The sequence below is a fragment of the Streptomyces roseochromogenus subsp. oscitans DS 12.976 genome, from assembly GCF_000497445.1.
Lineage (GTDB): Bacteria > Actinomycetota > Actinomycetes > Streptomycetales > Streptomycetaceae > Streptomyces > Streptomyces oscitans.
In genome coordinates, this window is sequence record NZ_CM002285.1 from 1,012,984 (window position 1) to 1,039,151 (window position 26,168).

A 26,168-nucleotide genomic window follows, 5' to 3' on the forward strand; every position below is an offset into this window, starting at 1 on the left:
CCACCGCACGAGGAAGTTCCACCCCCATGACCATCGACTGGCGTTACACCATCGAGCAGGATCTCGGCGTCCTCTCCGTCGCCGGATACCTCGGCCCGGAGGCGGTACGCCGGTTCAGCGGCGCGATCGGCTGGGTCGTCGCCCGCGGCACCGGTCCAGTCGTCCTCGACCTGACCGAGCTGCGCAGCTGGTCCGCCGAAGGCCAGTTGGCCATCACCGAGGCCGCCCGCCGCCTCGCCGAGTCCGGCCGGAGCCTGGAGCTGGCCGCCATCCCCGCTGACGGCTCGCTGGTCCCGGCCGGCGACTGCCCGGACATCCCCGTCCACTGCGACCTGGCCACCGCCCTCGCGGCCCACGGCCGAGGACCGTCGGCTCCCGCAGAGGGTCAGCAGGAGTGGCGCACCGACGGCTGGCCCGCCGCCTGACGCACGCTCCCCCCTTTGAGTACGTATCAGCTCACCGAGTGAAAGACACTGTTCCCATGAGTGAAGTTCTTCCCCCCTGCCCCGAATGTTCCAGCGTGTACACGTACGAGATGGGCGCGCTGCTCGTCTGTCCGGAGTGCGGCCACGAGTGGGCGCCGTCCGCCGCGGCTACTGACGCCGGCGGGGACAAGGTGATCAGGGATGCGGTCGGCAATGTGCTCGCCGACGGCGACACCGTGACGGTGGTCAAGACGCTCAAGGTCAAGGGCAGCCCGGCCGGCATCAAGGCGGGCACCAAGGTGCGGGGCATCCGCCTCGTCGACGGCGTGGACGGTCACGACATCGACTGCAAGATCGACGGCTTCGGTGCCATGCAGCTGAAGTCGAGCGTGGTCAAGAAGGTCTGAACCGGCTCCCTTGCCGGGCCCGTGGCGCCACCGGTGAGCTGCAGCCGGCGTCCCGTGTTCGCCGGTCGGTGCCCTGAGCCGGCTGATGCGTGCGCCCGTCTGAGGACAGCCTGACCATACGGACCTCGCCACAGCGCGGGCAGCCCCCGTCCGGGCCGACGGCGGCGGGGCGGCACCTCACCACTGAATGTGGGCGGCCTGACTCCTCGGGGCGGGTTCGGTTCTGCCGGTGCCACGAGCGAGGATGGGTCGCATGTTCGTGACGAGTGGGTGGATGCGATGCCGAGTGGTCCGGCCGGTCAGGTCGTGCCGTGCTGAGGAGAGGACGGCGCGGTGAGTACGCCGCTGTACCAGCTGAAGGCCGAGTTCTTCAAGACACTCGGCCATCCGGCCCGCATCCGCGTCCTGGAGTTGTTGAGCGAGCGCGAGCACGCGGTCGCGGAGATGCTGCCCGAGGTGGGGATCGAGCCCGCGCACCTGTCCCAGCAGCTGGCCGTGCTGCGGCGGGCGAACCTGGTGCGCACCCGCAAGGAAGGGTCGAACGTGTACTACTCGCTGGCCAGCCCGGAGGTGGCGGAACTGATGCGGGTGGCCCGCTCGATCCTGTCCGGCGTGCTGGCGGGGCAGGCAGAACTGCTCGCCGACCTGAGAGCGGCCCAGTCGGAGGGGAAACCGCCGTCGTAGCGACGGCCCCATGATCGGCGGCTGTCTTCCGACGCTCCGCGACGGCCTCCTCCGCCCGCCTCGCGGTGCCGTGCACCGTGCGCCGCAATACCGCGTGACCGTGAGGAGACGGGCATCCGGAGCGGGGCGGTGTGCCGGCGGTGCCCCGCTTGAGAGACGGTCACCGACTGGACACCGCGACACTGCCGGCCCACGACCCGTCTGGGGGAACAGACGTGTGCCGGAGTCGTGCCGCCGCGCCTCACCGCAAGGGTCAGTCGCAGTCGTCGATGCGTCACCAGACGGATGGCGGGACTACTTCAACGTCGTGGTGGAGGCGGCAGGACCAAAGGAGCGGCCCTTCCCCTGCACCGCGGGCAGTCCGCCCTTCGCCCGGCCTGCGTGTCCTGAAATTGCCCAGCCAGTTCGGTCGTTCCCAGCACTCACCGGCAGCAGAGGACGGTCCCGCCGATCCGGACGCCTTCCTCAGGTCGTCCCTGGTGCTCGCGGGCCGCGGCTGCTTTCCGGGCCGCCTGAGTGACCGCCGGCCGACACGGCCCAGGACCACATGGCCGCCCAAAGGGTCCTGAGCGACCCGGCGTTCGGCCCGGCGCTGCGCTGCGCTGCGCCACACGATGGTCTTCACCTTCGTGTCCCTCACCTTCCAGTACGTCATCGGTCTCGCCCTCGCGGTCTTCTTCAACCGGCACTTCCGGCCTCTCGGGGGTGCTGCAGGCCAAGGGCGGGCCCGGCGATTCTTCCCCGACCCTGGCGACCTGGTCGCACAAGAGCCCGCCCGACCTGTTCCCCTGCACCCGACCTTCGAGGGCCAGTGGGGCTCATGAGGCCACCGTCATCGGTTCCGGCTCAGGCCGGGCATGCAGGCGGCCGGAGCGTGCGAGCAGTGCGACGCATCCGGCGCAGAGCGCGCCTGTCACGGCGAGTATCCACCAGGTCAGTTCCGGGTGGCCCAGCCGGTCGGTGGCGTCCCAGACGGCGCCCGTGGTGAGGTTGCCCAGGGTGATGCCGAGGCCGGAGACGGAGTTGTAGAGCCCGTAGTGCGTGGCGACGAGCCGGCCGCCGGCGAGGCGGACGACGGTGTCCATCTCGAAGGGGTACACCGCGGCCGTGCCCAGCCCGAGCAGGGCCACCGAGACGAGCAGCGGGCCGAGCGTCACGATCCAGTCGAGGAGGCCGGACCTCCCGTCGACCGTCGAGTCGGCCGTCACCAGGGGCAGGAAAGCCGCGCCCATCAGCGAGATGCCGTAGACGATCGCGCGCTGCGGGGACCAGCGGGCCCGCGCCCATGCGGTGATTCCCAGCTGCCCTACCACGGCCACCGCGGCGGAGACCGCGAACAGGGCCGTGGTCACCGCGTCACCGCTGCCCGGCGCCACGCGGTGAGCCTCGAGCGGCAGCGCCAGATAGACCTGGAAGGACAGCACGTACGAGCCGATCATCGCGAGGGAGAACAGGACGAAGGGACGGTTGCGGACAATGGTCCGCCAGTCGGCCAGGACACCGCTCTGCTCGGCCGAGGGCGTGCCCCTGCGGGCGGGCAGCAGTCGCAGCTGGAGGAGCGTCAGAGCGAGGAACAGCACGGCCGCCACGGAGCAGACCAGACGGAAGTCGGCGGCCAGCAGCGCGAGTCCGACGAGCGGGCCGACGAACATGCCCGCTTGGTAGAAGACGTTGAAGGCGGCGAAGGCCACCACCCGTCGCTCCCCTGCCTCGTGGGCGAGACACGCTCGAACGGCCGGGTTGAACATCGCCCCCGCGAACCCGGTCGCCGCGGACGCCGCCACGAGAGCGGGCAGGCTGTCGACGCATCCGAGGAGGCCGAAGCCGACGGTGCGCAGCACACAGCCCGCCACGATCACGGGTTTGCAGCCGAGCCGGTCGGCGAGCGTTCCGCCGACCAGGAACATGCCCTGCTGGGTGAAGTTGCGCACGCCCAGCACCAGGCCGACCGCCCATGCGGCCATGCGCAGGTCGTTCGCCAGGTGCACGGCGAGATAGGGCATGAGCATGTAGAAGGCGGTGTTGATGGTGAACTGCTGGACCATCAGCAGCCGGACGCATCCGTTGAACGAACGGAACTGTGCGGAAAGGGAGTTCATCGCGCCATCACCTCGGGCACGGTGACGTCGGTGCAGCGGGTCCATCGCTCGACCACCCGCTCATCGGGCCGTGTGATCTCGTCCGGGTCGGCGGCCGGCGCGCCGCCCAGCAGGTCGTGCGTGCGGCAGTAGTCGTCGCTGTAGACGGTGTTCCAGTAGCGGTGCACGCCGTCCGGGAAGATCGCCACGGTACGGGTCCGCTCCGGTTGTGTACGGGCGAGCCAGTTGGCCACGAGGGCGACGGCTCCCACGCTCCATCCACCGCTGGCGCAGTGGCCCCGGGCCAGCTCCCGGCAGGTCCGCACGGCCTCGCCGGGAGCCACCCAGTGAACCTCGTCGAAGGCGGCGTGGTCGACGTTCCCCGGGTGGATGCTACTGCCCAGGCCGCGCATGAGGCGGGGGCCGGCCGGCTGGCCGAAGACGGTGGAGTGCACCGAGTCGACGCCGACGAGTCTCAGCTCGGGGTTGAAGGCGCGCAGGGTGCGCGCGACGCCCGCCGAGTGCCCGCCGGTGCCGACGGCGGCGACCAGGACGTCGATCCGGCCGAGCTGGACGGTGAGTTCCAGGGCGAGTGGGGCGTAGGCGGCGACGTTGTCGGGGTTGTTGTACTGGTCGGGGCACCAGGCCGACGGAGTACGGGCGAGCAGTTCGCGTACCCGCTGGCGGCGCGCCTCCTGCCAGCCTCCCACCGGGGCCGGCTCGGTGACCACGTCCACGCGGGCGCCGAGTGCGCACAGCTGGTGCACCATCAGCGGCTCCATGCCGGGGTCGGTGACGAGGGTGACCGGATGGCCGTACGTGATGCCGGCCAGGGCGAGACCGAGGCCGAGGGTGCCGCTGGTGGACTCGATGACGGGTGCGCCTGGTGCGAGTTCGCCGCGCTTGCGGGCGGCGGCGACCATGTGCAGACCCGGGCGGTCCTTGAGGCCGCCCGGGTTGGCGCCCTCCAGCTTGGCCCAGAAACCGCGCCCGGGCGGATGGAAGGGCTCCCCCACCCACAGGACAGGCGTGTTGCCGACCAGGCCGGCCGCTGACCGGCGCGGGGCTCCGGCCGGTTCCGGGAGTTCGTGTGCTGCGAGGAAGGAGCTGATGTCGCGCGAGGAGATGCTGCGCAGAGCTGTGCTCATGAAGTCGTCTTTCTGCGGCCCGGTGGCTGTCATGGGCCGCCGTGCGGGTGCCGTACGGAACGTGCGCGGGGCCCGGCGTGCCGGCTCGCCTCGAAGGACATCCGGAGGCGCGCGAACCGGGCGTGGCCCTCAGGTACGGCTGACGCAGACGCAACGCAGGAGGTGCACTCCGGCGCAGGCAGGCGAACGCTCCGGTCCGGCCCGCCCCAGCGTGTCGGGCACCGACGGGCTCAGCAGGCCACGACGGGCGAGGACGAGCACCAGCAGGGCGAGGACCAGAGCTGCCGTGGACGCGCGAAGATCTGCGGGCCGGTCGGCCGGGTCGCAGCACGTGGAGTCGTGATCGTGGTGGCCGTCCACGTCATGCCCCGCGGGACGGCCCGCGGAGCCGGATACGACCGCCAGGGCGCCGGCGCCCTGGGCCTCGCTCGTCATCGACACGGTCCGCGCCGCGATGTGCGGGGCGCCGTCGAGGTGGTGAAGCGCGCAGGAGACGACGTGGGCCACGAGCATCAGCGTCAGGCCCACGAGGATGGCGAGGACCGGCGTACGCCTCCCAGCGCGTCCGGCCACCGATTCCTGCGGCATGCGACAGATGGTAGGCAGCTCATCACTGAATGAATGCTTTGATTCACTTTTGAGTTAATTTTTCGGTTTCTCGGCAAGTCGCGGGCGTCGAGCGCGGCGATGATCCGGATGGTCGAGCGCACGGAGGAGACCTTGGTGATGGACTGGCTGAGCCGCACGCCACTGGACCCGCACGGCAGGCATCTGGGCCCGGCCCAGCGGCACCCCGCCTTCTCCGATGGCGCCTATCTGCGCCGCCGGGACGACCTGGTGGCCGGCGCCGAGGGACACCGCGTCGGCACCCCGTCACCGACCGTGGAGTACACCGAGGCCGAGCACGCCACCTGGCGCACCGCCCACGCGGCGCTGGTCGAGGCGCACCGGGAGCACGCCTGCCGGGCCGTCCTGCGGGCCCAGGAACGGGCCGCGATCCCGGGGGACCGGATTCCGCAGCATGAGGAGGTCTCCGACCGCCTCCAGGAGCTGACCGGCTTCCGGTTCACGCTGGCCGGCGGGATCGTACAGAACAAGCGGTTCCTTGGGGCCATGGCCGACGGCTACTTTCACGCGGTGCAGTACGTCCGCCACCCTGCGATGCCCTTGTACACACCCGAACCGGACGTCCTGCACGATGTGTTCAGTCACGGCACCCACCTGTGCGACCCCTGGTTCGCCGACCTGTACCGCGCTGTCGGCCGCGCCGCCGCCCGCGTGGAATCGCGCGACGCCCTGGATCTGATCAGCCGCCTGTACTGGTTCACCCTTGAGTTCGGTGTGGCCTGGGAGGAAGACCGTCCAAAGGCGTACGGGGCCGCACTGCTGTCGTCGTACGGCGAACTCGGCCACGTCCGGCGCGCCCGCATCCGGCCGCTCGACATCGCCGAAGTGCTGCGCCGGCCCGTCCAGGTCGCCGGCTACCAACCGGTCCTGTACGCCATCGACCCGCTGCCCCGCCTGGCGGACTTCCTCCATGGCTTCCTCGACGACTTCGACGACGACACCCGCGCCCGGCTGCGTCTGCCCGCACTGAGCGAACGCGGCTCCCTGGCACGCCCCAACCTCTCGAAGGAGCCCGACGCCGACCCCGGCGGTGCGGGGCGTGGCCTGTCGGAAAAGGGCCTCTTGTAGCGCGGAGAACGGCTCGACCAGCGTCTCGGCGCGCATCCGGCCCGGGCCGCAACAGCGCCGCGAACGCACTGTCATCCGCCGGTGAGCGGGAGGAACTCCATCACGGCCCTGCACACCTGCACGCAGCGTATCCGCATCACCCGGGACCACATCGGGCTCTCGGCGGCGGAACTGCGCGCCCGCGTCGAAGCGGAGCATCCCCTGGTCGAGCACCCCCTGGTGAAGCGCGGCCCCGTCACCGGGCGACGCCATGTGTACGGAGTCCCGGAGTATCCCGACCGCGTGACCGGCTTCGGCGCGGGCGCCAACACCACCTACCACGCCTCGACGGCCGTCGAACGCGGTCAGGTCCGCACCGTGCACCGCATCAGCATCGCCGCACCGGACTCCTGAGGGCGGCGCACGGGCGCGGTTGCCGCATGCGGGGGCGCAGACGTTCGCGGCCGGGCTCCAGCCGTGCGGGTCGCCCCGCCCTCTCCTGCCAGGGGCGGCCCGCACGTAACCGTGACCTACTGCGACGGGTCCGCCCTGGTCAGGGCGCAGAGCCTGTCCACGCAACGGCGCTCCAGACGGCCGCGGGAGACCGTCTGGGCCAGGCCGATCAGCCAGCAGGTGGGACAGCCGCGGAAGGCGATGAGGCCCAGGGGGCCGCCAGCAGGGTGGCCGGGCCGGCGAACGGTACCAACGCGATCGAGCCGGTGATCAGCCCGAAACCGATGACGCCGCGCACCAGATGGCGCGCCACGGACTTGCTCGCGAAGTTCGACTCGGGCGCCGCGGGGCCTGTGTTCTCGGTGGGCACGGTGCTCGCTGTGTTCACGGTTGCGGTTCCCCTCCGGCTGATGGGTCGGCCGCTCGATCGGACGGCCCCGATGACCGACGCAATGCCACGCGGGCTCTGTGCAGCCGCGACTTCATCGCGGCGTTGCTCAGGCCGAGCGAGCGGGCGACGGCAGTGCCGGGCAGGCCCTGGACATCCCGCATGATCAGGACCTGCCGCTGGTCACCGGGAAGGGCGCTGACCGCGGCCGCGATCCGCTCCACCTCCATCCCGCGCAGCACCGCGTCCTCGGCGGACTGCCTCGCGCACGCCTCCGGTTGGGCCGCCGTGTTGTCGCTGCGCGAGACGAGCAGCCGTACCTGCCGGAGGCATTCGTTGCGCACGATCCGGAACATCCACGAGGCGAGCGCACCGGTAGTCCGCAGGGTACCGATCTTCCGGTAGAGGATGATCAGCGCCTCCTGCGCCGCGTCCTCCGCGTCCTGCGGTGAGGCGCACAGCGACAGCGCGAATCTGCGCACATGCGGCTGCGATTCCATGACGACGGTGGTGAGCGACGTGACGTCGCCGTCCTGGGCGGCCTTGATCAGCCGTTCGTCCGGCCAGGGGAATCGTCGGTTCATCGGGGAGCAGCACACCGATCACTACGATGCCGACAACCATGGTGTCTCCTCCTGACATCCGCCGACCCCGCGGCCGGCACAGGTACATGGAGGCGCTCCACGTCTCCAAGCCGGCCCGCGGCCTGGAGGCGGCCGGTCTGCTCGAGCACACCCGGGACCCCGACGACCCGTTCGGTACCACCGATCACGAGACGGAGCAGTCATGACCGCTCTGGAAGCCACCCCCCAGAGTTAGTGGAATATTGAATAAAAGCGTTCCGTTGTGGCCGTCGAAGGAGGTCACGAGTGGAGACTCAAGTGGAGACCCAGCCGGAGACGGTGTACTACGACCACGGCACACCGGATGAGCGCTGGGAGCGTGCGCGGCAGTTCTTCGACGCCAAGGACTACGCGGGCGCGGCACGGGTGCTGACCGGGCTCGTCGAAGAGGTGCCGGAGCAGACCGGACCCCGGCTGCTGCTGGCCCGCGCCTACTACCACTCGGCCCAACTGAGCCGTGCGGAAGCCGAGTTGCGCGTCATCGTGGAGCGTGACCCGGTGGAGCACTACGCCCGGCTGATGCTGGGCCGTACGCTCCAGCGGCAGGCCCGGCACGAGGAGGCGGAGCGGCATCTGCGGATCGCTTCGGCGCTCGCGGGTGACTTCCCGCAGGAGTGAGCCGCAGGGCGAGGGCCCGGTTCCCGGCAGGGGCCGGGCCTCGGCATGTCTCACACCGGGGCACGGCCGTCCGTGTCTCACCCCGTCGGCCGTACCGTCCGGGTGACCACCCAGGGGTTCTTCCCCAGTCGCCGGGTGCGGCTGAAGCCCCGGCTCTCGCCGGTCGAGCCGTACTGTTCGAGCGCGCCGCGCACCCGGCCGGTGCAGGGGTCGACGAACACGGTAAGGGGGTGTTCGGGGCCGGTGCCCTTGACGCCGGAGAGCAGCACGCGGGTGATGGTGCCGGCCTCGGATGCGGGGCGTACGGCTGCGACGGCACCCTCGGGATGGGCCTCGCGGGCGGCGGGGCGGGACGCCTCGGCCGGGGCGGTCGAGGAGGCGGTGGTCATGGGGAGGCTCCGGGGGACTCGGTGCGCAAGCGCCGCCGGTCCGGTGGCCGGGCCGCGAAAGGGCTGAGTTCCCGGGGGTGTTGGTGAGCTGTGCCACAGGGACGGACGGGGTGGCATGGCATCCTGACGCGATGGCACCTCCCCGTGATCACGCATCGCTCGCCGAGCGGGTCGAGGAACTCCTCGCCGCCGGCGGCCCCCTGCCCATCGTCGCCGCCGGGCAGCCGGTGCTGCGGCGTGGCACCGAGCCGTACGACGGTCAGCTCGGCCCCGCTCTGCTCGCCCGCTTCATCGACGCCCTGCGCGAGACCATGCACGCCGCGCCCGGCGTGGGCCTCGCCGCACCGCAGGTCGGCGTACCGCTGCGGATCGCGGTCATCGAGGATCCGGCGCCGGTGCCCGAGGAGGTCGCGGTGGCCCGGGGCCGGGTTCCGCAGCCGTTCCGTGTCCTGGTCAACCCGGTGTACGAGCCGGTGGGCGCTGCTCGCGCCGCGTTCTTCGAGGGCTGCCTGAGCGTGCCGGGCTGGCAGGCCGTGGTGGCCCGGCACGCCGAGGTGCGGCTGCGCGGCACGGACGAGCACGGCCGGGCGCTGGACGAGCTGTTCACCGGGTGGCCCGCCCGGATCGTCCAGCACGAGACGGACCACCTGGACGGCACGCTCTACCTGGACCACGCCGAACTGCGCTCCCTGTCCACGAACGAGGCGGTCGCCGCGCTGTGGAACCGGCCGACCCCGGAGGCGGCGGCCGACGCCCTCGGCTTCGAACTTCCGTAACTCCCTTTTATAAGCAGTCAGTTGTCGCGGTAGGCCTCCAGCAGCCGCAGCCACACCTCGCTCAGCGTCGGGTACGACGGGACCGCGTGCCACAGGCGGCTGACCGGGACGCGGCCGGCGACGGCGATGGTGGCGGAGTGGATGAGCTCGCCGACGCCCGGGCCGACGAAGGTGACGCCGCGCAGGATCTCGTCCTGCAGGTCGACCACCATGCGGGCCCGGCCCTTGTAGCCGTCGCCGTACAGACCGGCGCCCGCGACGGAGGAGAACTCGACGTCGACGGCGCGGACGCGGTGGCCGGCCTGTTCGGCCTCGGCGAGGGAGAGGCCGACCGCGGCGGCCTCGGGGTCGGTGAAGACGACCTGGGGTACGGCGTGGTGGTCGGCGGTGGCCCGGTGCGCGCCCCAGGCCTCGTCCGGCACGGGGTCGCCGGCCGCGCGGGCGGCGATGGCGGCGCCGGCGATGCGGGCCTGGTACTTGCCCTGGTGGGTGAGGAGGGCGCGGTGGTTGACGTCGCCGACCGCGTACAGCCAGTCGGTGCCGGTGACGCGGAGGGTGTCGTCGACCTCCAGCCAGGAGGCGGGTGCCAGGCCGACGGTGTCGAGGCCGATGTCGTCGGTGTGCGGCACCCGGCCGGTGGCGAAGAGGATCTCGTCGGCCTCCAGACGGTCGCCTGCCCTGGTGGCCACCACGACGGTGCCGTTCTCGCGGGTGACGGACTCCACGGAGGTGCCGGTGCGGACGTCGGCGCCTGCCTCGGTGAGCGCCTCGGCGACCAGCTCGCCGGCGAACGGTTCCATCCGGTTGAGCAGGCCCTTGCCGCGGACCAGCAGGGTGACCCGGGAGCCGAGGGCCTGCCAGGCGGTGGCCATCTCGGTGGCGACGACACCGCCGCCTACGACGATCAGCCGGCCCGGGGCCGCCTTGCCGCTGGTGGCCTCGCGGCTGGTCCAGGGCTTCACCTCGGCGAGGCCGGGCAGGTCGGGCAGCTGGGCGCGGGTGCCGGTGGCGACGGCGACGGCGTGCCGGGCGGTGAGGGTCGTGACCGTGCCGTCGGGGGCGGTCACGGTGACCGTGCGGGGGCCGGCGAGCCGCCCGTGGCCGCGGTACAGGTCGGCGCCGATGCCGTGCACCCAGGCGACTTGGCCGTCGTCCTTCCAGTGGGAGGTGTACCCGTCCCGGCGGGCGAGGACGGCGGGGGTGTCGAGCGGACCCTGGACCGCCTGGGCGAGGCCGGGCAGCCGGCGGGCGTCCGCCTGGGCGATCACCGGCCGGAGCAGCGCCTTGCTGGGCATGCACGCCCAGTAGGAGCACTCGCCGCCGACCAGTTCGCTCTCCACGATCGCGGTGGTGAGGCCGGCCGCACGGGTGCGGTCCGCGATGTTCTCCCCCACGGGTCCGGCCCCGAGCACCACGACGTCGTACGCGATGGATTCCGTTTCCGTCATGGGGTCAGTCTGGTGGGTGGTGTGCGCGACGGCCACATGGGTACGCGCGCCGAACGACAGACGTGCACGTGTGGAATAGGCGGCCCGGCGGCCGTGTTTCCGCCGTCGGCACACCCCACACCAGGAAGAGGGACTCACGCCATGAGCAGCACCGTGGAGCTGACCAAGGAAAACTTCGACGAGACGGTCAGCGCGAACGACTTCGTTCTCATCGACTTCTGGGCTGCTTGGTGCGGGCCGTGCCGCCAGTTCGCGCCGGTGTACGAGAAGGCCGCCACGGACAACCCGGACCTGGTCTTCGGCAAGGTGGACACCGAGGCCCAGCCGGAGCTGGCCGCGGCCTTCGGCATCCAGTCGATCCCGACGCTGATGATCGTCCGCGACAAGGTCGCCGTCTACGCCCAGCCGGGCGCCCTGCCCGAGGCCGCGCTGGCCGACATCATCGGGCAGGCCCGGAAGCTGGACATGGACGAGGTCCGCAAGAGCATCGCGGCCCAGGAGGCCCAGAAGGGCACCGCCGAGTAAGCCCTGTGGCGGGTCCGGCGGCGCGTCGTCACGTGCGTACGGCCTCACGTGCGTATGGCTTCACGTGCGTACGGCCTCACATGCGTACGGCCGTCAGCTGGACTCGCGTTGCACCACCGACGCGCCCAGCACCTTGTGCACCTCCGGCTCGCCGCCCGGGTCGCGGACGGCTCGGTCGACCAGTTCCGCCAGGTCGCGGCCCGAGGGCAGCTCGATGTGCACCGTGCTGAGGCGCGGCCGCAGCAGTCGGCCCAGCATCAGGTCGTCGGCGCCGATCAGGGCCACGTCCTCGGGGACGCGCACCCCTGCGTCCTGCAGGGCGCGCATCAGCAGCATGGCGTACTCGTCGTTGTAGGCGAACACCGCGTCCAGCCCCGACTCCCGCCAGCGGGCGGCGAGTTGGGCGGCGGATTCCTCGGTGTACGCGAGCGGCAGCCCGGTCACCGTGGCGTCCGTGCCGTGCAGCGCCTGGCGCACACCGGCGAGCCGGGGCCGCGAGTAGGCCTCCAGGCCGGACTCCTCGGGCACCACGACACCGATCCGGCGCCGGCCCCGGGCGTACAGGTGGGCGCCCGCGCACTGGCCGACGGCGTCGTGGTCCATCAGCAGGGCGTGTGCGCCCTCGACGCGTTCGGGGCCGAGGGTGACCACGGCCCGGGCGCCGGAGCGCTTGAGGACGCCGACGCCCCGCGGCCCGAGTTCCGCGCCGGGCACCAGGACGGCGACCGGCCGCAACTCCGCCCAGGCGCGGGCGGCTTCGTCGCCCTGGAGGCCCACGGTGCCGTACTGCACGACGGTGTAGTCGAGCCGGCCGAGCGCCCACTGGAGCTCGTTGAGGAATCCGCTGTAGAGCGGGCCCACCGGGATCGCCGGGGCGGGCATGAGGACCATGCGGCTGTGTCCGGCGCGCAGGCTGCGGGCGGCGGCGTGCGGAACGTACCCCAGTTCCCGCGCGGCCTCGTGCACGCGCCGCCGCGTCGGCTCGCTGATCCGTACGGCGCTGGTGTTGTTGAGGACATAGGACACGGTCGCGCGCGAGACGCCGGCCAGGCGGGCCACATCGGCACTCGTGGGCGTGTTCGGTATCTGCACCATGACAGACCGCATCTTGGCAGAGGGGCGGGGGCCGGGCGGCGGCGGGGCGACGTGGTTCACCTTTGCACGAAATCCGGGGTACCGGCAGCTTCGGCGTCCGGCGTACGGGCAGGAGGACCAGGAGGCGACCCAGGCCCGCGGCGGACCGCCGGCTCAGTGGGGCGGCCGGGACGGCTGACCGGCGCTCAGTGACGCGGCTCGGCCACCGCTCAGCGCATAGCGGGACCACGGCGGCCGACTGGCGACCAGCGCTCAGCGGGACCGCGGCGGCCGGCCGGCGATCACCGGGACGGCTCAGGCGGTCGGGGCGGCTCGGTTCCGGTCATCCGGGCGACCAGGTCGATCCAGCCCGCCTCCAGCCGCTCCATGGGCATCCCGCACCGCCTGGTCTGGTGGTGGATCACCGCCGGGTCGAGGGAGGCGAGCAATGTCTGCGAGAGCAGTTCGCAGTCGGCGCCGGGCACGATCTGCCGCAGCAGCATCGACACATGCGTCCGCAGCGCGTTGACCGCAGGGTGGGAGAGCCTGCGGGTGGGTTCCGTCTGGGCGGCCAGCAGGAGGTCGAGCTGTTCGGCATAGCGGTACAGCACCGCCACGCCGAACGCCCGCAGGCGGTCCAGGGGTGGCGCTCCGGGTCCCAGTGGCGGGGGGCCGCCCAGGAAGTCGGCCTGCAGCTTGCGGTCCGAGTGGTCGAGCAGGGCCATCAGGAGTCCGGTACGGTCGCCGAAGCGGCGGAAGACCGTTCCCTTGCCCACCTTGGCCGCCGCCGCCACCGCCTCCATGGTGACCCCGGCGACCCCGTGTTCCGCGATCAGCCGGGCGGCGGCCTCCAGCAGCCGGGCCCGGTTGCGCGCCGCGTCGGCACGTAGGCACGGCTCCTCGCGCGCCGTGCCCACGTCGAGCAACTGGGGCTCGTCGAAGGGCTCTTGCGGCGGCGGGAAGGGAGGCAGGGCGCGGGACATGAAGACAGCGTAAAGCATCGGGAACAGAACTGGACCGCGGTCCGTTTAGGATGCTAGAAAGTTAAACGGACCTCGGTCCGGATCGTAACAGCGATGTTTCAGCCCTTTGGAGTTCCCATGTCTGTTCGCATCCTCGCGCTCGTCGGCAGCCTCCGCGCCGGTTCGCACAACCGCCAGCTCGCCGAGGCGGCCGTCAAGCTCGCTCCCGAGGGTGCCGAGGTCGTGCTGTACGAGGGCCTGGCCGACGTTCCCTTCTACAACGAGGACATCGACGTCGAGGGCAGCGTGCCGGCCGCCGCCGCGAAGCTGCGTGAGGCCGCGCAGGCCGCCGACGCGTTCCTGCTCTTCTCCCCGGAGTACAACGGCACCATCCCGGCCGTCCTGAAGAACGCCATCGACTGGCTGTCCCGTCCGTACGGCGCCGGCGCCTTCGGTGGCAAGCCCGCCGCCGTGATCGGCACCGCCTTCGGCCAGTACGGCGGCGTGTGGGCGCAGGACGAGACCCGCAAGGCCGTGGGCATCGCCGGCGGCAAGGTGATCGAGGACATCAAGCTGTCCATCCCGGGTTCGGTGACCCGCTTCGCCGAGACCCACCCGGTCGACGACGCCGAGGTCGCCGCCCAGCTGACCGAGGTCGTCGCCCGGCTGCACGGCACCATCGGCGAGGTCACGGCCGCCTGAGCCGTACACACCGCGTGAAGGGGCCGGATCCGTACGGCCCCTTGTCGCGTGCGCGGGACGCAGCCGCGTTCCCTCTGGCGGGTGGCTCGGTCGAGGCCCGCCAGCCGCTCCACCGCCGGGGCCGCGAACGTGCGGGGTGCTCACGAGTGCGGGCGCGCACAGGGCCTCCGCGAGCCGATAGTGCCGGCCCTCGAACGGGCTGTCGTTCTCGGGTGCGGGGCTACGCCCTCGCCGCGGACGTCCGCAGCCGCCTCAACACCGTGTACATGACCTGCGCCTACCTGGGCGGCAGCCTCGGTTCCTGGCTCGCCGCCCACGCGTACGGAGGCCGGTCCGGGGTGTGCGCTCTGGTCGCGCTGCCGACCGGACCGGGTCTGATACGGCACCTGGGAACACGGTCCGGCCGCGACCGGCGCCCCGGACGGCTCCCTTCTGAGTGGTTCAGGAAGGCAGAGACAGCGGCGTGGTGTTGCTGACCTGCTGGAAGATCATCGAGGTGCGGAATCCGGTGATCTCGGCGCGCTTGCTGAGCCGGTCGACGAGGAAGGCGTGCAGTCGGTCGAGATCCTGTACGGCGACATGGAGGACAAAATCGTCGCCGCCGGAGAGCACGAAGACATGGAGGACCTCCGGCAGCGAGCTGGCGAAGCCCTTGAACGTGTCGATCACGGTGCGGTTGAGCGGGCGCACCTGGACCGAGACCAGGGCCTGGACACCACGGTTGAGGGCGGCGGGATCGATGTCCGCGTGGTAGCCGCGGATCACTCCCCGCCGGGTGAGGGCCCGGACCCGTTCCAGACAGGTCGAGGGCGCCACACCGAGTTTGCGGGCCAGTTCGCGGTTCGACTGCCGCGCATCCGACTGGAGAAGCCGCACGATCTCCGAATCAAGTTCGTCCATGGACGCGAACGGTACCCGTCTTCCAGCCATTCGTTCGGCACACGATCCACAGACTGTTCGTTTGGGTGATGGTTTTCGTCGTGCCCCGTACGGACGGAAGGAGGTCGAGCCGGTGCTCGATCACGAAGAGGTTGTCATCCGAGTCGGTCGCCGGTCCGGTCTGCCGGTGATCCTGGCCGTTCACTCGACCGTGCTCGGGCCCGCGGCCGGCGGACTCCGGATCTGGCACTACCCGGACTGGCGGGACGGGCTCACCGACGCGCTGCGCCTGTCGGCGGGCATGACCCTGAAGATGGCCGTCGCCGGGCTGCCCAGCGGCGGCGGGAAGACCGTCGTCGCACTGCCGGAAGGGACGCGTCTCGGCCCGGACCGACGGCGGGCGGTGCTCCAGGACGTCGCCGACGTCATCGCCTCGCTGGACGGGACCTACGCGACCGGGCCGGACGTCGGAACCGGGCCGGCCGACATGGCGGTCATCGGCGAGACCACCCCGCATGTGTTCTGCCGGCCCGAGGAGTCGGGCGGGAGCGGCGACTCGTCCCCGCACACCGCGCTGGGCACCATCGCCGCGCTGCGCGCCGTGAGCCGGCACCTCCATGGCACGCCCGCCCTGGACGGCCGCCGCCTCGCCGTGATCGGCCTGGGCCGGGTCGGCGAGCACCTCGCACGGCTGCTGGCGGCCGAGGGAGCCGAGCTGACGGTCACCGACATCGAGCCCGGCAGGCGGGCCACGGCCGAGGCGCTCGGCGCGGTCTGGCGCGGCCCGGAGGAGATCCTCACCGAGGACGTCGACGTCGTCGTACCAGCGGCGCTCGGATCGCTGCTGACCCGGGAGGTGGTGCCGCGCCTGCGCTGCAAGGCCGTCGCGGGACCGGCGAACAACCAGCTCGCCACGCCGGACGTGGCCGACCTGATGCACCGTCACGGCATCGTCTGGGTGCCCGACTACGTCGCCGGCGCGGGCGGAGTCGTGAACGCCATCAGCACCGAACTCCACCACGCCGGACCCGGCGAAGCCCGAGCACGGGTCCTCGCCATCGCACAGACCGTCGGCGAACTGCTCGACGCCGCGGCACGCGAGGGTCTGACACCCGCGCGGGCCGCCGCCGAGACGGCCCGGCGACGCCTGCGCGCAGCGGCGTCAGGTGCGTGCGGCGAGAGTGCGTCCCTGGCGTCGCGCGGCTGGGGGCACCTCCCACGCCCTTGAGGCAGGGGGGAAGGGAGTCTGACGACAGGCCCTGGGCGCCCGTGGAACCCATGACCACCGTCATCGACCCCTACGCGCAGCTCCTCGCCGAGCACTACACCTGGTGTCCACGGGCGACACGCTGACCCACCTGCCGAGCACGACGGACGTGACAGCGCTGCCGGCCGATGTGGCCCGGTGCCCAGCCCCCGGAGGACAACTGGTCCTCACTCACCGGGATCTGGCCCTCCCCCGCACGGGCACCGACCGTTTCCCTCCGGTACGCGCCACCGACGACCGGAGACATCCGGGCGAAACCCCTACGTCCGTGCCCCCGCTGACGTTACCGTTCGGTAGACATCGTTCCCGGAGCCGCCCGGAGGTGCTCGCCCATGCCGACCGACCCTACCGCCGGGCTCGTGGAGACCCGGCGTGCGCTCGCCGCCGGGGAGGTGACCTCCCGTGCTCTGGTGGAGCGGGCGCTGGCCCGGATCGAGGCCACCCAGGGGACGTTGAACGCCTTCCGGATCGTGCGGGCCGAGGCTGCGCTCGCCGAAGCGGACGCCGCCGACCGGGAGTTGGCATCCGGTGCGCGGCGCCCGCTGCTCGGGGTGCCGGTGGCGGTGAAGGACGACATGGACGTGGCCGGGGAGCCGACCGCGTTCGGCTGTCCGGGCACGTTCCCGCCGGTCACCGAGGACGGGGAGGCGGTACGACGGCTGCGCGCGGCCGGTGCCGTGATCGTCGGCAAGACCAACACATGCGAGCTGGGGCAGTGGCCGTTCACCGAGGGCCCGGCGTTCGGGGACACCCGCAATCCCTGGCACACCGGGCACACGCCCGGGGGTTCGTCCGGGGGCTCGGCCGCCGCCGTCGCCGCCGGGCTGATCCCCGCCGCGCTCGGCTCCGACGGCGCCGGCTCGGTGCGCATACCGGCGTCGTGGACCGGTCTGATCGGCATCAAGCCGCAGCGCGGCCGCATCTCGACCTGGCCGCACGGCGAGTCCTTCCAGGGCATCACGGTCAACGGCACCCTCGCCCGGACGGTCGCCGACGCGGCCCTGCTGCTGGATGCGGCGAGCGGCAACCACGTCCGGGACCCGCACCGGCCGGCCGCGCTGACGGTGGCGGACTCGGTCGGCCGCGACCCGGGCCGGCTGCGCATCGCCCTCTCCCTGAAGCCTCCGTTCACCGCCGTACCGGCCCGGCTGCACCCGGAGATCCGCACTCGGGTCGTCCAACTCGCCGACAGGCTGGCCGCGTTGGGGCACGAGGTGGAGGAGGCCGATCCGCCGTACGGGCAGATCGGGCTGACCTTCGTGCCGCGCGCCACCGCCGGGATCGCCGAGCGGGTCCGCGAGGCCCCCGATCCGGCGCTGCTCGATCCGCGCACCCGGGACGCGGCCCGGCTCGGCCGGCTGCTCGGCGGGGCCCCGCTGCGGGCGGCCCGGCGCGCCGAGGCGGTGCTGCACCGGCGCATCGGCGGGTTCTTCGGGCGTTACGACGTGATCCTCGCGCCTACGACGGCCGCTCCCCCGCCCCCGATCGGCGCCCTGTACCGGCTGCGCGGGCTGGCCACGGACCGCGCGATGATCGCCGCCTGTCCGTACGCCTGGCCGTGGAACGTGCTGGGCTGGCCGGGGGTGAACGTGCCCGCCGGGTTCGTCCGTGACGGTCTGCCCGTGGGTGCGCAGCTGCTCGGCCCCGCCGACAGCGAACCGCTGCTGGTGTCCGTCGCCGCCCAGTTGGAGGCGGAGCTGCGCTGGCAGGAACGGTGGCCGCCGGAGCCCGCCTCGGCAACGCGGGCCGCCTGACGGCCCGTTTCGCCCGTACTGCCAAACTGCCCTTGCGGGCCCCGTCGTCGACTTTACGTAAGTGGCAGACAGGGCTGTCGTGCGTCTTGGCCGTCACCGGGCCGGCCGGACCAACGCGCCCTGCGTCAGGCTCACATGGAGCCGGTACACCGGCCTTCGACCGTCAGGCGTCCCTTGCTCCCGGGAAGCCACCCACTAGGGTGCCTGCGTGACCACGTTTACCGATGAGAACGTCCCCGGCCGGTACGGCCCCCACGCGACCACCGAGGCCGACCCGCGCGAGGTCGGCCGGGTGCGCACCGAGTACTCCCCTGCCCACGACGGCGACCCCGACCCCGGCGAGATCGTGTGGACCTGGGTGCCGTTCGAGGAGAACGACGGCCGGGGCAAGGACCGCCCGGTACTGGTCGTCGCCCGGGAGGCGGCCGGAACCCTGCTCGCTGTGCAGCTGACCAGCAAGCGGCATAACGGCAACCGGGACTATGTGGCGATCGGCAGCGGGCCGTGGGACCGGTCGGACCGGGACTCGTGGGTGGACGTGGACCGCGTGCTGCGGCTGCACGAGAAGGGCATGCGCCGTGAGGCGTGCGCGCTGGACCGGATGCGGTTCAACCTGGTCCGCCAGCGGCTGCACGAGCGCTACGGCTGGACCTGACGGGCGTACGACGCACCAGGCCGGGCCTTGACACACCGGGCCGGGCCTTGAGGAAACGCCCGGGCGAACGCCTCCCGCACGACCGCGCCCGGTGTCCGGTCCAGCACCCCGAACACCACGTGCTCGAAGGTGCGGGCGAACCGGCCGCCGGGGCCGAGCAGCGCCCGGAACGCGTCCGCGACCTGCGCCGGGTCGTTCTGGAAGACTCCGCAGCCCAGGCGCCGAGCACCAGCCGGCGGTAGACGTGGGCGGCGGCCGTCTCCAGTACCCGTTCGGCCCGTGCCGCGAGGGCGCCGGGCAGCTCGGCGGCGCGGTCCGGTTCCGTACGCCGTACGACGCCCGCGTTGGGGGCGGCCGCGGTCAGGAAGCCCGCGAGGTACGGCTCGGCCAGCAGCCGGCCTCGGTCGTCACGGAAGACCGGGACGGCCGGTGAGTGGATCACCCGGTCCGTGTAGAGCGGGTCGCGGTGGGCGCGGTGGTGGTCGTAGAAGGAGTGGGCCGTCAGCAGGCAGGTGTGCAGCGCGGAGGCGCGGCACAGAGCCTCCTCCTGGGCCTGCGCGCCGTTGAGATAGCCTCCGCCCGGATTCCGGGCCGAGGCGAAGTTCAGGACCGCGACCGGAGCGGCGGCCAGCCGACGGGCGGCCTCCAGGCTGCTCTCGTCGGTGACCTCGAAGAACGGCTCCACGTCCGCGTCCGTGGGCACCGGCACCGGCTCGGGGCCGAAGATCCGCGTTCCGGCCCGGGCGGCCTCGATCCGGGCCGCGAGGGACACCTCCTGGCCGTCCGCTGTGCGATAGCGGCCCGCGGCGACGATCTTTTCCGTCTCCGCGGCGATCCCGCGCAGGCGCGCGCTCACGGCGCCACCCCCGTGGGCTCCGTGTCCGCGGCCGGCGCGGTCTCCCCCGTCGTGCTCATGCACGCATCCTGGGTGATGCTGGTGATGCGGTGCAACGGAGTTTCCCGCTCCCGGAACGGTCCGGAAACACGCACGGAAACGGAGGTGACCGAACCGGAACGTCCCATGGGGCACCCTTGTGCGAATCGGCTCGAGGGTCTTGGGTGGAACGCAATGCCTGCCCGGCCCAACGATCACACCGGGCCGATGGCATGGTGGAGTCTCAGGAGGATCCCGACATGTCCGATTCACAGAGTGACGGTGGCGACTGTACGGACCACCGCACCGCTGTCACCGAAGCCGAGGTGGAGGCCCTGGTCCGGGGCATCTGCTTCAAGACCGGACCGCCCCGCGCGCTCGGTGTCGAACTGGAGTGGCTCATCCATGAGTTGCGGACGCCGCAGCTCCCCGTGACACCCGAACGACTCGAAACGGTCTACGCGGCACTGCGGGCCGTGCCCCTGCGGTCGCCGCTCAGCGTCGAACCGGGCGGCCAGCTGGAGTTGAGCTCGCCGCCCGCCGCCTCCCTGATGGAGTGCGTAGGCACGCTCTCCGCCGACCTGGACACCGTCCGCACCGTCCTCGCCACAGAGGGTCTCGGTCTGGTCGGCATCGGACAAGACCCCTGGCACAGACCCCGCAGGTTCCTGCGCGAGCCGCGCTACGACGCGATGGAGACGTGCCTGGACCGCGCCGGTCCGGCGGGCCGCCACATGATGTGCGCCTCCGCCTCCGTGCAGGTGTGCGTGGACGCGGGCCACGAGGAACCCGGTCCGCTCGGACACGCGCGCCGCTGGTGGCTGGCCCACCAGCTGGGGGCGGTCCTGGTGGCCGCGTTCGCCAACTCCCCGCTGCTGGGCCACGAGCCCACGGGCTGGAAGTCCACCCGGCAGCTGATGTGGATGGAGATCGGCGCCGGCCGCGCGGGCGCTCCCCCGCTGGACGGTGAACCACGGGCCGTCTGGGCCCGGCATGTGCTGGACTCGCCGGTGATGTGTGTACGACGGGACAGCGGGCCGTGGGACGTGCCGCAGGGGCTCACCTTCCGGGAGTGGACCCGTTCCCGGTCGCCCCGGCCGCCCACCCGAGCGGATCTGGAGTATCACCTCACCACCCTGTTCCCGCCGGTCCGGCCGCGGGGCCATCTGGAACTGCGCATGATCGACGCGCAGCCCGGCGATGACGGCTGGGTCGTGCCGCTCGCGGTGACGGCGGCGCTGTTCGACGATCCGCAGGCCGCCGAGACTGCCTACCGGAGCGTGAAACCGCTCGCGGAGCGGGCCCTGAACCTGCCCGCCCCGCACAACCCCCTGTGGACCGACGCGGCCCGGTCCGGGCTCGCCGACCCGGAGCTGCGCGAGGTCGCCGATGTGTGCTTCGCGGCGGCGCTGGAGGCCCTGCCCCGGCTCGGCGCCACCGACGAGGTGACCGAGGCGGTGGCCGCGTACCGGGACCGCTATGTCGCCCGGGGCCGCTGCCCGGCCGACGACCTGCTGGACCGCCTGGACCGGCTGGACGGCAGCGAACCACCGCCGTCCCGGCCCGGCCGCGCCGGGGGCACCCCCACCGCCCGCGGGAGGAAGGACATCCGTACATGACCGCCCCCGAGACCGACACCGCGACGACCCGGACGACAGAGCCGGAAGGTGCGGCCACCGAGGCGCTGCGCGAGCGCGCGCTCGCCTCGCTGACCACCGCCCGTGCCCGCACCACGCTGCTGACCAGCTGCGTCGAGGATCCCGACCTCACCGCCCAGCACTCGCCGCTGATGTCCCCGCTGGTGTGGGACCTCGCGCACATCGGCAACCAGGAGGAGCTGTGGCTGCTCCGGGCGGTCGGCGGCCGGGACGCCATGCGGCCCGAGATCGACGGCCTCTACGACGCCTTCGAGCATCCGCGGGCCGAGCGGCCCTCGCTGCCGCTGCTGCCGCCCGCCGAGGCCCGGCACTACGCGGCCGAGGTGCGCGGCCGGGTCATGGACCTGCTCGCGGGCGCGGAGTTCCACGGCACCCGGCTGACCGAGGCCGGGTTCGCCTTCGGGATGATCGCGCAGCACGAACAGCAGCACGATGAAACCATGCTGATCACCCATCAGCTGAGAAAGGGCCCGCAGGCCCTGACCGCCCCGGACCCGGAGCCGGCCCCGCTGTTCACCGGCCCGGCCGAAGTCCTGGTCCCCGGCGGCCCGTTCACGATGGGCACGTCGGCCGAACCGTGGGCGCTGGACAACGAACGCCCGGCGCACATCCGGGAGGTGGCGCCGTTCTGGATCGACACGACTCCGGTGACGAACGCGGCGTACCAGGCGTTCATCGCGGACGGCGGCTACGGCACCGAGCGCTGGTGGACGCCGGAGGGCTGGACGCACATCAAGCGGCACTCGATCACGGCGCCGCAGTTCTGGCGCCGGGACGGCGACCGCTGGCTGCGGCGCCGCTTCGGGGTGACCGAGGCGGTGCCGCCCGACGAGCCGGTGCTGCATGTGTGCTGGTACGAGGCCGACGCCTACGCCCGCTGGGCCGGGCGCCGGCTGCCCACCGAGACGGAGTGGGAGAAGGCCGCCCGGCACGACCCGGCCACCGGCCGCTCGATGCGCTACCCATGGGGCGACGCGGACCCGGCGCCGGAACACGCCAACCTGGGCCAGCGGCACCTTCGGCCCGCCCCCGCCGGCAGCTATCCCGCCGGTGAATCCCCGCTCGGCGTACGGCAGTTGATCGGTGATGTGTGGGAGTGGACGGCGAGCGACTTCCTGCCGTATCCGGGGTTCCGGCCCTTCCCGTACAAGGAGTACTCGGAGGTGTTCTTCGGCTCCGAGCACAAGGTGCTGCGCGGCGGTTCGTTCGCCGTGGACCCGGTGGCCTGCCGTGGCACGTTCCGCAACTGGGACTATCCGATCCGGCGGCAGATCTTCTCCGGGTTCCGCACCGCACGTTCGGAGGCCGTCTGATGTGCCGTCATCTCGCCTATCTGGGGCCCGAGGAGCCGCTCGGCCGGCTTCTCGTCGAGCCCCCGCACAGTCTGGTGCGCCAGTCGTGGGAGCCGCAGCGACAGCGCTCCGGGACCGTCAACGCCGATGGTTTCGGGGTGGGTTGGTACGCCCCCGGCGACCCCGTCCCGGCGCGCTACCGGCGGGCCGGGCCGATCTGGGCCGACCTGTCCTTCACCGACCTGGCGCGGGTGGTGCGCTCCGGCGCGGTGCTCGCCGCCGTACGGGACGCGACGGCCGCGACCCCTGACGGCGAGGCCGCCGCGGCGCCCTTCGCGTCGGGGCGGTGGCTGTTCAGCCACAACGGCGCCGTCGCGGGCTGGCCCGACTCGGCGGCCCCGCTGGTGTCCGAGCTGCCCCCGGTCGAGCTGCTGTCGCTGGAGGCCCGTACCGACTCGGCGTTCGTCTGGGCGCTGGTCCTGCACCGGCTGCGCTCCGGCGACGAGCTGGACCAAGCCCTCGGCGAAACGGTTCTTCAGCTGGCCGGGGCAGCCCCGGCCTCCCGGCTCAACCTGCTGCTGACCGACGGCACGACGATCGCCGCCACCGCCTGGGGCGACAGCCTCTGGTACCGCACGGAGCCCGGCCGGAGCACGGTCGTGGCCTCCGAGCCGTACGACGACGATCCGCACTGGCAGGAGGTCCCCGACCGCACCCTGCTCACCGCGAGCCGCGCCGGCGTGCTGCTCGCCCCACTGGAGGAACCGGCGTCCGCACCATCCAAGGAGCCCTGTACGTGAGCCCCCTTCTTGTCACCCGCACCCTCCCCGAGGACGCGACGGACGCCGCGCTGCGCGCCGACGTCCTGCGCGGTCTCACCGTCCAGCCCAAGTGGCTGCCGCCCAAGTGGTTCTACGACGCGCGCGGCAGCGAACTGTTCGAGCAGATCACCGAACTGCCCGAGTACTACCCCACCCGCGCCGAGCGGGAGATCCTGGCCACCAGGTCCGGCGAGATCGCCGCGGCGAGCGGCGCCCGTACGCTGATCGAACTCGGCTCGGGCTCCTCGGAGAAGACCCGCTATCTCCTCGAGGCGCTCGCGCCCTCGGCGTACGTCCCGGTGGACGTCAGCGAGAGCGCCCTCACCCAGGCCGGGCAGGCCCTCGTCGAGGACCACCCGGACCTCGAAGTCCATGCGCTCATCGCCGACTTCACCGCCCCGCTCACCCTGCCCGCCACCCCCGGACCCCGGCTGCTGGCGTTCCTCGGCGGCACGATCGGCAACCTGCTGCCCGACGAGCGCGCGAAGTTCCTGTTCTCCGTGCGCTCGCTGCTCGCGCCGGGCGACGGACTGCTCCTCGGCACGGACCTGGTCAAGGACGAGCGGGTGCTGGTCCGGGCGTACGACGACGCGGCCGGGGTGACGGCCGCGTTCAACAAGAACGTGCTGGCCGTCGTCGACCGCGAACTCGGCGCCGACTTCGACCCGGACGCCTTCGACCATGTGGCGCTGTGGGACCCCGAGCAGGAGTGGATCGAGATGCGGCTGCGCTCGCGTGTCGCGCAGACCGTCAAGGTGCCCGCGCTGGACCTCGCCGTGGACTTCGCGGCGGGCGAGGAACTGCGCACCGAGGTGTCGGCCAAGTTCCGCAACGACGGCGTGTCCGCCGAACTGGCCGTCGCCGGGCTGGAGTTGACTCATTGGTGGACGGACGCAGAGGGCCGCTTCGCACTGTCGCTGAGCGTGGTGCGCTGAGTCAGACGTCCGGCGTGAGCTTCTCGGTGATCTCGGCGGAGGCCCGGCGGGCCTCCGTAGCCGGGTCCGCTCCGTTCAGCACCCGGGTCATGTACTCCTTGATCGGGTTGTCGGCCTCGACGTCGGCCCACTGAGGAGTGCTGGGGGTCGCCCGGCCGTGCGCCGCGCCCGCGGCCATGGCGGCGACCCCCTCCTCGCCCGCGACGGCGCTCGCCAGCGTGGTCTTGTTGGGCACGTAGTTCATGGTGCGGGCGAGTTCGGTGGCCCACTTGGCGCCGGTGAGCGCCCCGACGACGGCGGTCGCGGCGAACTGGTCCTTGGTGTGGTCCGGGATGACGAGGTCGGAGCCGCCGGTGAACACGGTGCCCGGCCGTGCGGCGGTCTTCCCGGGCACCGGGAAGAAGCCCAGCTCGCCCTTCAGGTCCGGGTTCTGCCGCACGATCGCCTGGGCGAGCCCCGGTACGGCGACGATCTGCGCCACCTTGCCGCCGGCGAACACCCCGGCCTGGGGCGGGTGTTCCTCGTCGGTGCCCGCCGGGCCCCGGCCCAGCGCCCGCAGCCGCCGGTAGAAGTCCATGCCGCGCAGCGCGGCCGGGCTGTCGAGGGCGCCCTCCCACTTGTAGTCCTTCTGCCGGGCGAGGTCGCCGCCCTCGTCCCAGATGAACCCGGAGAGGGTGTACCAGTCCTGTCCGGCTAGGTAAATACCTTGATTCCCGCCGGAGTTGAGCCTTTCCGTGTCGGCGAGCCACTCCTCGCGGGTCTTCGGCGGACGGGCGATGCCGGCGGCCTCGAACAGGTCCTTGCGGTAGATGACGACGCGGTTGGCCGCGTACCAGGGAATGCCGTACTGCGCGTTGCCGTCCTTGCCGGGCTCGGCGAGGCCGGGCAGCCACTGGTCCTTGCCCCAGTCGCGCATCGACTCCAGCGTGAGGTCGGCGAGCCGGCCGCCGTCGGCGTACAGCGGCACCTGGGTGTTGCCGACCTCGATGACGTCGGGTCCGTCGCCGGAGTCGTCCGTGAGCGCCCTGCGGACCTTGCCGACGATGCCGGTCCAGTCCTGGATGCGGATGTCGAGGCGCAGATCCTCGTGCGTGTGCTCGAAGTCGTCGGTGAAGCGCTGGAGAAAGTCCTTGGAAGCGCTGTCCTTCATCAGCCATACGGTGACCGTCTTGCGCTCATGCTCGCCCGGGAGCATTCCGCAGGCGCTCACGAGGGAACCGGTGACACACACGAGGGCGAGCAGACGACGTCTCACGAAGGGTCCTGTTCTGTCTGGCAAAGGGTGCGGACAGGGGCGGGGGCCCGACGTGGGGGGACGAGCGGGAGGCTCGTACGGGTGTGCTGGATTTTGGTATGGACCAATGCGGAGGTCAAGGGGCGGGCAGGGCCGGGATGGGGCACGGTGGAGGGTGGCGTGACACGAGAGGAGCACCTCATGTCGAATCACACCTACCGGGTTACCGAGATCGTCGGCACCTCGCACGAAGGCATCGACCAGGCCATTCGCAACGGCATCGCGCGCGCCGACCAGACCCTGCGCAACCTGGACTGGTTCGAGGTGACAGAAGTGCGCGGCCAGATCGAGAACGGGCGGATCGAGCACTACCAAGTGGGACTCAAGGTGGGCTTCCGCATCGAGGACGAGACCTGATGCGGGCC

The 26,168-nt window shown here is 72.1% G+C and carries 27 protein-coding genes and 4 pseudogenes; 19 read left to right on the plus strand and 12 right to left on the minus strand.

Annotated elements, in window-relative coordinates; translation table 11 throughout:
- The first annotated feature begins 26 nt into the window (after window positions 1-26).
- From M878_RS54650 to M878_RS96075, 4 genes and pseudogenes are all read left to right on the plus strand, one after another.
- Window positions 27-425 (plus strand): STAS domain-containing protein, encoded by a 399-nt coding sequence (locus M878_RS54650; RefSeq protein ID WP_023544952.1) that lies wholly within the window; start codon window positions 27-29, stop codon window positions 423-425.
- A 56-nt stretch (window positions 426-481) separates the two neighbouring features.
- A complete protein-coding gene (locus M878_RS54655; RefSeq protein WP_031224094.1) occupies window positions 482-832 on the plus strand; it encodes a zinc ribbon domain-containing protein YjdM in 351 nt (116 codons plus the stop codon).
- Between the two features lie 333 nt (window positions 833-1,165).
- Window positions 1,166-1,516 (plus strand): ArsR/SmtB family transcription factor, encoded by a 351-nt coding sequence (locus M878_RS54660; protein WP_023544954.1) that lies wholly within the window; start codon window positions 1,166-1,168, stop codon window positions 1,514-1,516.
- Between the two features lie 562 nt (window positions 1,517-2,078).
- A pseudogene (locus tag M878_RS96075) lies at window positions 2,079-2,211 on the plus strand (sugar ABC transporter permease); the annotation flags it as partial.
- Window positions 2,212-2,334: 123 nt separating this feature from the next.
- On the opposite strand, the gene M878_RS54665 reads toward M878_RS96075, so the two are convergent.
- From M878_RS54665 to M878_RS54675, 3 genes are all read right to left on the minus strand, one after another.
- Window positions 2,335-3,615 carry an MDR family MFS transporter gene (locus M878_RS54665; protein ID WP_023544955.1) on the minus strand — a complete coding sequence of 427 codons (1,281 nt, stop codon included), beginning with the start codon at window positions 3,613-3,615 and terminating at the stop codon, window positions 2,335-2,337.
- Window positions 3,612-4,742, minus strand: a complete 1,131-nt coding sequence (locus tag M878_RS54670) for a PLP-dependent cysteine synthase family protein (RefSeq protein ID WP_023544956.1) — start codon at window positions 4,740-4,742, stop codon at window positions 3,612-3,614. The genes M878_RS54665 and M878_RS54670 overlap by 4 nt, the downstream gene beginning before the upstream one ends.
- Window positions 4,743-4,871: 129 nt before the next feature.
- Entirely contained in the window at window positions 4,872-5,330 is a 459-nt protein-coding gene (locus M878_RS54675; protein WP_023544957.1) for a hypothetical protein, read from the minus strand.
- 108 nt (window positions 5,331-5,438) lie between these two features.
- On the opposite strand from M878_RS54675, the gene M878_RS54680 reads away from it, so the two are divergent.
- Both M878_RS54680 and M878_RS54685 read left to right on the plus strand, forming a co-directional pair.
- Complete coding sequence (locus M878_RS54680; protein WP_078630575.1) at window positions 5,439-6,437, plus strand: phenylalanine 4-monooxygenase; 999 nt, start codon at window positions 5,439-5,441, stop codon at window positions 6,435-6,437.
- Between the two features lie 81 nt (window positions 6,438-6,518).
- Window positions 6,519-6,830, plus strand: coding sequence for a Fe(II)-2OG oxygenase family protein (locus tag M878_RS54685; protein WP_023544959.1), 312 nt, complete (start codon window positions 6,519-6,521; stop codon window positions 6,828-6,830).
- A gap of 116 nt (window positions 6,831-6,946) precedes the next feature.
- On the opposite strand, the pseudogene M878_RS54690 reads toward M878_RS54685, so the two are convergent.
- Window positions 6,947-7,257, minus strand: a pseudogene (locus M878_RS54690) (hypothetical protein).
- Window positions 7,254-7,841 carry an RNA polymerase sigma factor gene (locus M878_RS54695; protein WP_023544961.1) on the minus strand — a complete coding sequence of 196 codons (588 nt, stop codon included), beginning with the start codon at window positions 7,839-7,841 and terminating at the stop codon, window positions 7,254-7,256. Before M878_RS54695 ends, M878_RS54690 begins: the two are co-directional and overlap by 4 nt.
- A 38-nt stretch (window positions 7,842-7,879) precedes the next feature.
- Between M878_RS54695 and M878_RS000000101335 the strand changes: the two genes are divergently transcribed.
- On the plus strand, window positions 7,880-8,047 hold the full coding sequence (locus M878_RS000000101335; protein WP_342452710.1) for a hypothetical protein: 168 nt from the start codon (window positions 7,880-7,882) through the stop codon (window positions 8,045-8,047).
- Window positions 8,048-8,126: 79 nt separating this feature from the next.
- A complete protein-coding gene (locus M878_RS54700) occupies window positions 8,127-8,498 on the plus strand; it encodes a tetratricopeptide repeat protein (protein WP_167345793.1) in 372 nt (123 codons plus the stop codon).
- Window positions 8,499-8,656: 158 nt separating this feature from the next.
- Here the strand turns inward: M878_RS54700 and M878_RS93665 are convergent.
- A pseudogene (locus M878_RS93665) lies at window positions 8,657-8,845 on the minus strand (PepSY domain-containing protein); the annotation flags it as partial.
- 173 nt (window positions 8,846-9,018) lie between these two features.
- On the opposite strand from M878_RS93665, the gene M878_RS54710 reads away from it, so the two are divergent.
- A complete protein-coding gene (locus tag M878_RS54710; RefSeq protein WP_023544965.1) occupies window positions 9,019-9,663 on the plus strand; it encodes a peptide deformylase in 645 nt (214 codons plus the stop codon).
- A 17-nt stretch (window positions 9,664-9,680) separates the two neighbouring features.
- Here the strand turns inward: M878_RS54710 and M878_RS54715 are convergent, their stop codons facing one another.
- Window positions 9,681-11,111 carry a dihydrolipoyl dehydrogenase family protein gene (locus M878_RS54715; RefSeq protein WP_023544966.1) on the minus strand — a complete coding sequence of 477 codons (1,431 nt, stop codon included), beginning with the start codon at window positions 11,109-11,111 and terminating at the stop codon, window positions 9,681-9,683.
- Between the two features lie 141 nt (window positions 11,112-11,252).
- Here M878_RS54715 and trxA point away from each other — a divergent pair, with 141 nt between their 5' ends.
- On the plus strand, window positions 11,253-11,636 hold the full coding sequence (trxA, locus tag M878_RS54720; protein WP_023544967.1) for a thioredoxin: 384 nt from the start codon (window positions 11,253-11,255) through the stop codon (window positions 11,634-11,636).
- A 93-nt stretch (window positions 11,637-11,729) separates the two neighbouring features.
- Here trxA and M878_RS54725 read toward each other — a convergent pair whose 3' ends face one another.
- Together M878_RS54725 and M878_RS54730 are read right to left on the minus strand one after the other, a co-directional pair.
- Complete coding sequence (locus tag M878_RS54725) at window positions 11,730-12,743, minus strand: LacI family DNA-binding transcriptional regulator (protein WP_031224099.1); 1,014 nt, start codon at window positions 12,741-12,743, stop codon at window positions 11,730-11,732.
- A 269-nt stretch (window positions 12,744-13,012) separates the two neighbouring features.
- The gene (locus M878_RS54730; protein ID WP_023544969.1) at window positions 13,013-13,711 is read right to left on the minus strand and encodes a TetR/AcrR family transcriptional regulator; all 699 of its coding nucleotides are present in this window, start codon (window positions 13,709-13,711) and stop codon (window positions 13,013-13,015) included.
- 99 nt (window positions 13,712-13,810) lie between these two features.
- On the opposite strand from M878_RS54730, the gene M878_RS54735 reads away from it, so the two are divergent.
- Complete coding sequence (locus tag M878_RS54735; protein WP_023544970.1) at window positions 13,811-14,374, plus strand: NAD(P)H-dependent oxidoreductase; 564 nt, start codon at window positions 13,811-13,813, stop codon at window positions 14,372-14,374.
- Window positions 14,375-14,815: 441 nt separating this feature from the next.
- Here M878_RS54735 and M878_RS54740 read toward each other — a convergent pair whose 3' ends face one another.
- Entirely contained in the window at window positions 14,816-15,274 is a 459-nt protein-coding gene (locus M878_RS54740) for an Lrp/AsnC family transcriptional regulator (RefSeq protein ID WP_023544971.1), read from the minus strand.
- A gap of 112 nt (window positions 15,275-15,386) precedes the next feature.
- On the opposite strand from M878_RS54740, the gene M878_RS54745 reads away from it, so the two are divergent.
- The 3 genes from M878_RS54745 (at window position 15,387) to M878_RS54755 (ending at window position 18,929) form a co-directional block, all read left to right on the plus strand.
- Window positions 15,387-16,481, plus strand: a complete 1,095-nt coding sequence (locus M878_RS54745) for a Glu/Leu/Phe/Val dehydrogenase family protein (protein ID WP_023544972.1) — start codon at window positions 15,387-15,389, stop codon at window positions 16,479-16,481.
- A 371-nt stretch (window positions 16,482-16,852) separates the two neighbouring features.
- Window positions 16,853-18,274: an amidase gene (locus M878_RS54750; protein WP_023544973.1), complete on the plus strand. Its 1,422-nt coding sequence runs from the start codon at window positions 16,853-16,855 to the stop codon at window positions 18,272-18,274.
- 208 nt (window positions 18,275-18,482) lie between these two features.
- Window positions 18,483-18,929 (plus strand): type II toxin-antitoxin system PemK/MazF family toxin, encoded by a 447-nt coding sequence (locus M878_RS54755; RefSeq protein WP_023544974.1) that lies wholly within the window; start codon window positions 18,483-18,485, stop codon window positions 18,927-18,929.
- Here M878_RS54755 and M878_RS54760 read toward each other — a convergent pair.
- Window positions 18,914-19,785: pseudogene (locus M878_RS54760) on the minus strand (TIGR02452 family protein). The gene M878_RS54755 and the pseudogene M878_RS54760 overlap by 16 nt on opposite strands.
- A 278-nt stretch (window positions 19,786-20,063) precedes the next feature.
- Between M878_RS54760 and egtA the strand changes: the two are divergent.
- Genes egtA through egtD form a run of 4 tightly spaced genes read left to right on the plus strand, consistent with a single transcriptional unit; the run spans window position 20,064 to window position 24,509 of the window.
- On the plus strand, window positions 20,064-21,422 hold the full coding sequence (egtA, locus tag M878_RS54765) for an ergothioneine biosynthesis glutamate--cysteine ligase EgtA (RefSeq protein ID WP_023544977.1): 1,359 nt from the start codon (window positions 20,064-20,066) through the stop codon (window positions 21,420-21,422).
- Window positions 21,419-22,774 carry an ergothioneine biosynthesis protein EgtB gene (gene egtB / locus M878_RS54770; protein ID WP_023544978.1) on the plus strand — a complete coding sequence of 452 codons (1,356 nt, stop codon included), beginning with the start codon at window positions 21,419-21,421 and terminating at the stop codon, window positions 22,772-22,774. The genes egtA and egtB overlap by 4 nt, the downstream gene beginning before the upstream one ends.
- The gene (gene egtC, locus M878_RS54775) at window positions 22,774-23,553 is read left to right on the plus strand and encodes an ergothioneine biosynthesis protein EgtC (RefSeq protein WP_023544979.1); all 780 of its coding nucleotides are present in this window, start codon (window positions 22,774-22,776) and stop codon (window positions 23,551-23,553) included. Before egtB ends, egtC begins: the two co-directional genes overlap by 1 nt.
- Complete coding sequence (gene egtD / locus M878_RS54780) at window positions 23,550-24,509, plus strand: L-histidine N(alpha)-methyltransferase (RefSeq protein WP_023544980.1); 960 nt, start codon at window positions 23,550-23,552, stop codon at window positions 24,507-24,509. Before egtC ends, egtD begins: the two co-directional genes overlap by 4 nt.
- A gap of 1 nt (window position 24,510) precedes the next feature.
- On the opposite strand, the gene M878_RS54785 is transcribed toward egtD, so the two are convergent.
- Entirely contained in the window at window positions 24,511-25,764 is a 1,254-nt protein-coding gene (locus tag M878_RS54785; RefSeq protein WP_031224109.1) for an extracellular solute-binding protein, read from the minus strand.
- 180 nt (window positions 25,765-25,944) lie between these two features.
- Between M878_RS54785 and M878_RS54790 the strand changes: the two genes are divergently transcribed.
- The gene (locus M878_RS54790) at window positions 25,945-26,160 is read left to right on the plus strand and encodes a dodecin (protein WP_023544982.1); all 216 of its coding nucleotides are present in this window, start codon (window positions 25,945-25,947) and stop codon (window positions 26,158-26,160) included.
- Window positions 26,161-26,168 lie beyond the last annotated feature (8 nt).